Genomic DNA, 6056 nt, shown 5'->3' with positions numbered 1-6056 from the left:
CGCGCCCGCCCTTTGCCCCGGCTCCGGGGCCGTCCCGCGCCGCGCCGCCGGGGCGGGACCGGAGGCCCCCGGACCCTTGCACGCCGCACCTGCCGACCCTCCAGCTTCATCGCCCAGATCCAGGAGATCCCAGTCATGCAGTACGACATCAACTTGGCCAACGCCGGAACGGTCCTCCGGGATGTCGAGATACTCAGCACGGACTACCAGGGCCTGGCTGATGACATGAACGACGGTCTGGAACGCGTCATGGGCGCCTGCCAGGCCGACGTCGTGGCAAAGGCTCTGGCGGGGTACGCCCAAGAGGAGTTCGGCCCCGCATTGGAGGCCATCCTGAATCTCACCGGCACCGCGCTGAACAAAACCAATGAGGCCCTGACGTACTACTCGGAGGGGAATCTGACCATGATGGATGAAAGCATCAAGGCCCTGGACACCGCCGAGGCCGCCCCCACTGATTTCCGCAACGGTGGACCCACGGGTCAACAAGCCGTCTGAATCCAGACCATCACACCGCCGTTCAACCACGTTCCAAGGGATCCCGTCACATGAGCAGTTCAGGTATTGATCTCAGCCAGCTTCCTGCGCTGGCGGATGCCGACACCGTTGAGGATGGTGCCAAGACCATCCGCGATGCCGGGCAAAACGTTGAGGACAAAGCCGGTGACATTGAAAGCTCCTGGCGCGGCCTGGAGTACTCCTACTCCGCACCGGAGACTGACACCTTGTTGGCCGCCCTGCTGCCCACCAAGCGTGACGGTGAAACGGTCAAGGACAATGCCAAAACCGTCTACGACGCCCTGAAGACCTACGCGGACACCGAACGCGATCTCAAGGACAAGCTGCGAACCATCAAGAGCGATGTGGGCGCGTTCGAATCCTCCATCGCAGGTAACGACGAGTGGGAAAAGGACGAGAACAAGATCAATGAGCGCAATGGCCTCATTGATCGAATCAACGGCTTGAAAACTGCCCATGATGAGGCGGCCAACACCTGCGCCACCAAGATCAGCGGCATCTTTGGTGGTGTGCAGTACCGCACCATGCCCGATGACGGCGCCCCCGCCCCGCCCGGGGTGGAATACAACGGCATGTCCAAGGACATGCTCAACTCCGCCACCGCTGCCGGTGAAACACCGTGGGCCACAAACGTGGAATGGGACAAACCCTGGTACAGGGATGTTTGGGACGGCATCAAGGACTTTGGCTCCGGGATGTGGGAGTCCGTCAAAGGCGCGGTCACCGGCACCCTGGCGCTGGTGAATCCCTTTGACTGGGACACTTTCTCCTCCACCTGGAAGGGAATCGGTACCCTGGCACTGGATGTGGCCACCGTTGCCACGCCCATTGGGCTGCTGCGCGGTGCTGATGCCCGCTCAGAATCCGGCGACCGCCTCAAGGAAGTCGGTAAAGCCATGATCAATCTGGAGGAGTGGAAGAACAACCCCGCCAAAGCCGCCGGCATGCTCACCGGTGACATCCTCCTGACGGTGGGCACCGGTGGTGCCGGTGCCGCCATGAAAGGCACCAGCGTGGCCGGCAAAGCCGGGAAAATGGCCTCAGCGGCGGGCAAAGCAGGCCGCGCCGGCGGGGCCCGGGCCATCGACTTCTCCAAAGCACTGGCCAAGAATCCAAAGGTTGCCGTGGGCGACCTCGCCTCCAGCACCAAGGGATACCTACTGGACTCCAAAGCCATTTACGGCAGGGCATTCGCTGATGCCCGTACCGGGGTGGTCAATGCAGGGTTTAAAACTCTGGACAAAGTCATGCCGACTGCCGCTGCCGCCGTGAACACAATCAATCGCTTCGATACGTTCACCCGCAACGCCGCCAGCGCTGCTGTCGATGCAACGGCTGCCATCAAGATGCCAGGTTTGCCCAGTATGGGCCGTTCCCCAGCCTTGGCCGGGGTCCCGGACGCCCACACGATGGCGCGCATGAGCCCAGAGGCCACCCGCCCCGGACCGGTCACCACGTTCCGGGAGTCCTTTGAGCGCAACACCGCCAAATCCAATGCACACTCCCACGCGTTGCCGGAGGCCACGGATCGGGCAGGTAGCCGGGCCCCATCTGTCAGTGAATCCCCCGGCACCCCTCTTGACCCGCAGTCCGGACGCAATGCGGGCCCCGGCTCCACGCCCTTGGACGGAGCCGACACGGCCGCCGGCGGCAAGGGCCCCAATGGGCCGGGCAACGACGCCGGGAAGCCTGGCCCCGCTGGCCGACCACCAGAAGGCGAAACGCTGAACCTTCGTCCCAAGGAAAAGTGGACCCCGCATCAAAAGACTCAATACGATGCCAAAGTCAAACACCTGGACGACGAGGCCGCCAAGGGCAACCTGGAGTACACCAAGCCCGATCGCGGCCCCAATCTCCGTATAACCATGATCAAGGACCCTGAAGAAGCCATCAAACTCGGGCTGCCCGACGGCATCAATGCTGACGATTTCCGGGCAGCCACCGAGCGGCAACGCAAGGCCATGCTCGCCAAGTACGACCTGGACCACAAGACCGACCTCCAACTCGGAGGCGTCGACCATCAAGCAAATATGCAATGGCTGGACCGTAGCGTCAACAGAAGCGTTGGCGCACAAATCAGAGGCCAGCGAATCAAGAATTCCTGGGACGTTGCAATCAAACGCGGAGATGGAACCGGTCAAAAAATCAACATGGTGACAGGCTAAAGACCACATAATGACCAACGAGGCCGACCCCAAGGAGTAGTCATTCCATGTTCAATAATACACTGACAACCCAATACAACACACTGGTCGCCCAGGCAGTGGACTCTCTACCACCCGAAACACCCAAACTCATTCACGACTACCTCCGCAAAGGAGCCAAGAAAGAACTACGCCTGTCCCAAAAGGAAGAGGACCAGCTTTACGAACACCTAACCACCCTAGCCGCCGTATTCGGCTACCGCGACACCCTCCGCCACCTCTGTGAAGCTTTTCTCATCCGCGAAACCACAAAAACCTACCCCACATTCCCCGGATGGTCAGCATACACACCATTCCTCGAATGGAGCGCACGACGCCTCAACCTCACAGGATACGCCGAACTATTCAACCTTCATGTCAAATCACGATACGACCTAGAACGAACCATCTACCACGTAGCTACTGACCCACGGGGCAAGTATTCACAGGGGTACGGACACGCTATCGACGACAGCTCCATGTGGTCCATGATGCCTGGGTCGGCCCTGCAGAACCTGTTGCTGGAGATCGAACGTGCGACGTGGCCGTGGCTTTCCGGTGCCCCGAACTCATTCGGATGGGGCCAAGAACAATTCGAACACCACATGGAAGCCACCGCCCGCTTCCTACGCGCCCACCTCGGAATGCCCGAACAAATCGAGACCTTCGAACCCGACCCCGTCGTCATCCTCCCCAAAGGATTCACCGGCTTCACCATCAACAACCAACCAGCACCACCCTCAGCCGTGCCCTACACACCCCCGGTACCCACCATCTACCTCCCCGCCGGCACCGACCCAGCCACCATCGCCCAACACCGCAACACCACACCCACACCGGCCACATCGAACATGGCCGCGCCAACACCCACACCCACACCGGCACCGGCACCGGCTGAAGCATCCCCCGAACCGTCCGCCGAATCCCGGGAGCACACCATCACCACCCCCATCCCCGCAGACGCAGACATCACCCCCTACTGGGAAGCCGTGGAACACCACCTCGGCGATCAAGCCCCAGAGATCCTCAACCCACCAGCCACCGACGAAGAGATCACAGCACTGGAAACCACCCTCGGACTCACCCTCCCCACCCAACTACGAGCCAGCCTGGCCCGCCACAACGGCATGGGAACCTACCCCGAAGACAACTTCCCCGGAGAGATCCTGCTCTCCTGTGAGGAAATCATCGATCAATACGAAACCTGGCAACAAGTCTTCGACGACCTCGACGAAGACACCCGGAACTTCAACCTCTCCGGAGACACCGGCCTGACCCTGCCCGGATTCTGGAACCACGGCTGGATACCCATCACCGACGACGGCACCGGCAACGCCTACGTCACCGACACCACCCCCGGCCCCAACGGCACCACCGGACAAATCATCAGCATCACCACCGACGGCCCCTCCCCAGGCGTGATCTACCCCAACCTCGCCACCCTCCTCCACCACTACGTCCACGGCGAAGACTGACCACACGCACCATCCCCCACCCCCGCCACAGGGTCCTAAGGTGGACCCGTTTATCCACACACCCAGCACCACACGCGCACACTCCACCCATGGAGAGGACACTGGAGAGCATGAAACTCAAACCATCAGCCAAGCTGCCCAACACCACCGCCTGGGCCACCGAAACCATCGGCACCACCCTGGCCGATGAAGACTGGTGCGGGGCGTCCCTGAACCGTGGCCTGCTAAGGGTCCACAACGATGAAACCGGAGCCGAAGCCACATCCCAACTACATGACGCATTCGGGGAAGGCTCCACCGACCTGGTTGTTTTCGCCACCGATTGGCAAGCCATCCACTACGCCGCAGGCGTACTGGAGGACGGCACCACCGTGGTCGTCGCCGGTGACATCGCCAGCGCCTCCCTGGAAGTCATCGCACCGCTGGACGAGTTCCTCACATTCGTGACCACGGACCGTAAAGCCGAGCAGTACTTCGACCGCGATGACTTCAACCGATTCCGCCTGAAAAACCGACTCCTGGGCCTGCAGTTCAACGAATGCGCCAGCTACAAAACCCCACCCATGCTCGGCGGCCAAAACACCATCGAAAACCGTGACCTCACCGACCTGGAAGTCCACTGGGGCCTCTTCGGCCAAATCTTCCAACAAGTCAAGGACAAGGAAGACGGCACCCCCGTCACGGAAATCACCACCGACTGACATCCGTACGTCCTGACCATGGAACCGCCTCAAAGAAGTCGGTAAAGCCATGATCAATCTGGAGGAGTGGAAGAACAACCCCGCCAAAGCCGCTGGCATGCTCACCGGTGACATCCTCCTGACGGTGGGCACCGGTGGTGCCGGTGCCGCCATGAAAGGCACCAGCGTGGCCGGCAAGGCCGGGAAGATGGCCTCGACTGCGGGCAAAGCAGGCAGCGCCGGAGCCACTAGGGCCATCGACTTCTCCAAAGCACTGGCATTCGACGCAAAGTACAAAGCCGTCGACCTGGGACTGTCGGCGGCGGAGAGAGCCGTGCCCAGGATCGCGCCTGCTGTCCAGACGATTAACAAGTTCAAGAACAACATGGTGGACTATTCCATGGCTGCCAAGGACACCATCTCATCCATCCGCCCAAAGCCTGGACAGGAATTCTCCGTCGGTTTTGGCCGTGAATACGGAATAGTTGATGGCCCAACTGTCAGTAATTACCGTCTGGATATGACCACACCCCCAATGCCTGAAGTTGGCACCTCGTTCAAGGAAGCTCTCAGCAGCCGCACAGGTGAACGCGCCGCTGCCGAAGCCACCAAACGGGTCGAGCCCAACATCCTGGAGTTGCGCCCCAACAAGAGAGTACTGAAGGACCCGTCACTCCTGCGTCAATATCACGCCAAAATTGATCACCTCAACGGAGAAGCCCGGCAAGGCAAGCTTGAATATCGCGTACCAGAAGACCGCAACTATTCAAGGAAAGACTTCATCGACAATCCAACATCCATTGGAACACCTGACGACTTCGATCGCCAGAGCATGTCGAAGTATGACCTTGACCACAAAACTGATCTCCAGCTAGGAGGAAAAGACACCCCCCAGAACTTCCAATGGCTGGATAAGCACGTCAATCGCAGCGTAGGATCCCAACTGAGATGGCAAATGATTAAGAAGAATCTCACAAAAGGCGGAACCGATTCCCATGATACCGGATCCACTGTTCACGGCATTGCAGATAAATCACGACCAAACCTTCTGAGCGATGTCAAGCTGGAGATAGATTGATTGCTGAGATGTCGAACATTCGCAAACAAGTCGACGCGCTACGAATTTCAGGCCCTTCACAGATGAGCATGGGTAGGGGTCTTGCGCCACGGCCGGTGTCCGCCGGCGGCGAGCAGGGCGC

The 6056-nt window shown here is 60.1% G+C and carries 5 protein-coding genes; all 5 read left to right on the top strand.

From position 1 onward, the window contains the following. The coding region (locus GTW58_RS11505) for a DUF6507 family protein (protein ID WP_209436540.1) at positions 1–498 on the top strand (498 nt) is incomplete at its 5' end. Positions 499–548: 50 nt separating this feature from the next. Continuing rightward, a complete protein-coding gene (locus GTW58_RS11500; RefSeq protein WP_119933601.1) occupies positions 549–2684 on the top strand; it encodes a hypothetical protein in 2136 nt (711 codons plus the stop codon). A 506-nt stretch (positions 2685–3190) separates the two neighbouring features. Continuing rightward, entirely contained in the window at positions 3191–4177 is a 987-nt protein-coding gene (locus GTW58_RS11495; RefSeq protein ID WP_119933600.1) for an SMI1/KNR4 family protein, read from the top strand. 89 nt (positions 4178–4266) lie between these two features. Continuing rightward, the gene (locus GTW58_RS11490) at positions 4267–4878 is read left to right on the top strand and encodes a T6SS immunity protein Tdi1 domain-containing protein (protein WP_081994512.1); all 612 of its coding nucleotides are present in this window, start codon (positions 4267–4269) and stop codon (positions 4876–4878) included. Between the two features lie 49 nt (positions 4879–4927). Beyond that, positions 4928–5935: a hypothetical protein gene (locus GTW58_RS11485; protein WP_119933599.1), complete on the top strand. Its 1008-nt coding sequence runs from the start codon at positions 4928–4930 to the stop codon at positions 5933–5935. Positions 5936–6056: the final 121 nt, after the last annotated feature.

Origin of the sequence: Kocuria subflava, from assembly GCF_012163155.1 — a bacterium.
GTDB classification, from domain to species: Bacteria; Actinomycetota; Actinomycetes; order Actinomycetales; family Micrococcaceae; genus Kocuria; species Kocuria subflava.
The sequence above is the reverse complement of the archived record's forward strand: the minus strand, read 5'-3'. Positions and strand labels throughout refer to the sequence as shown.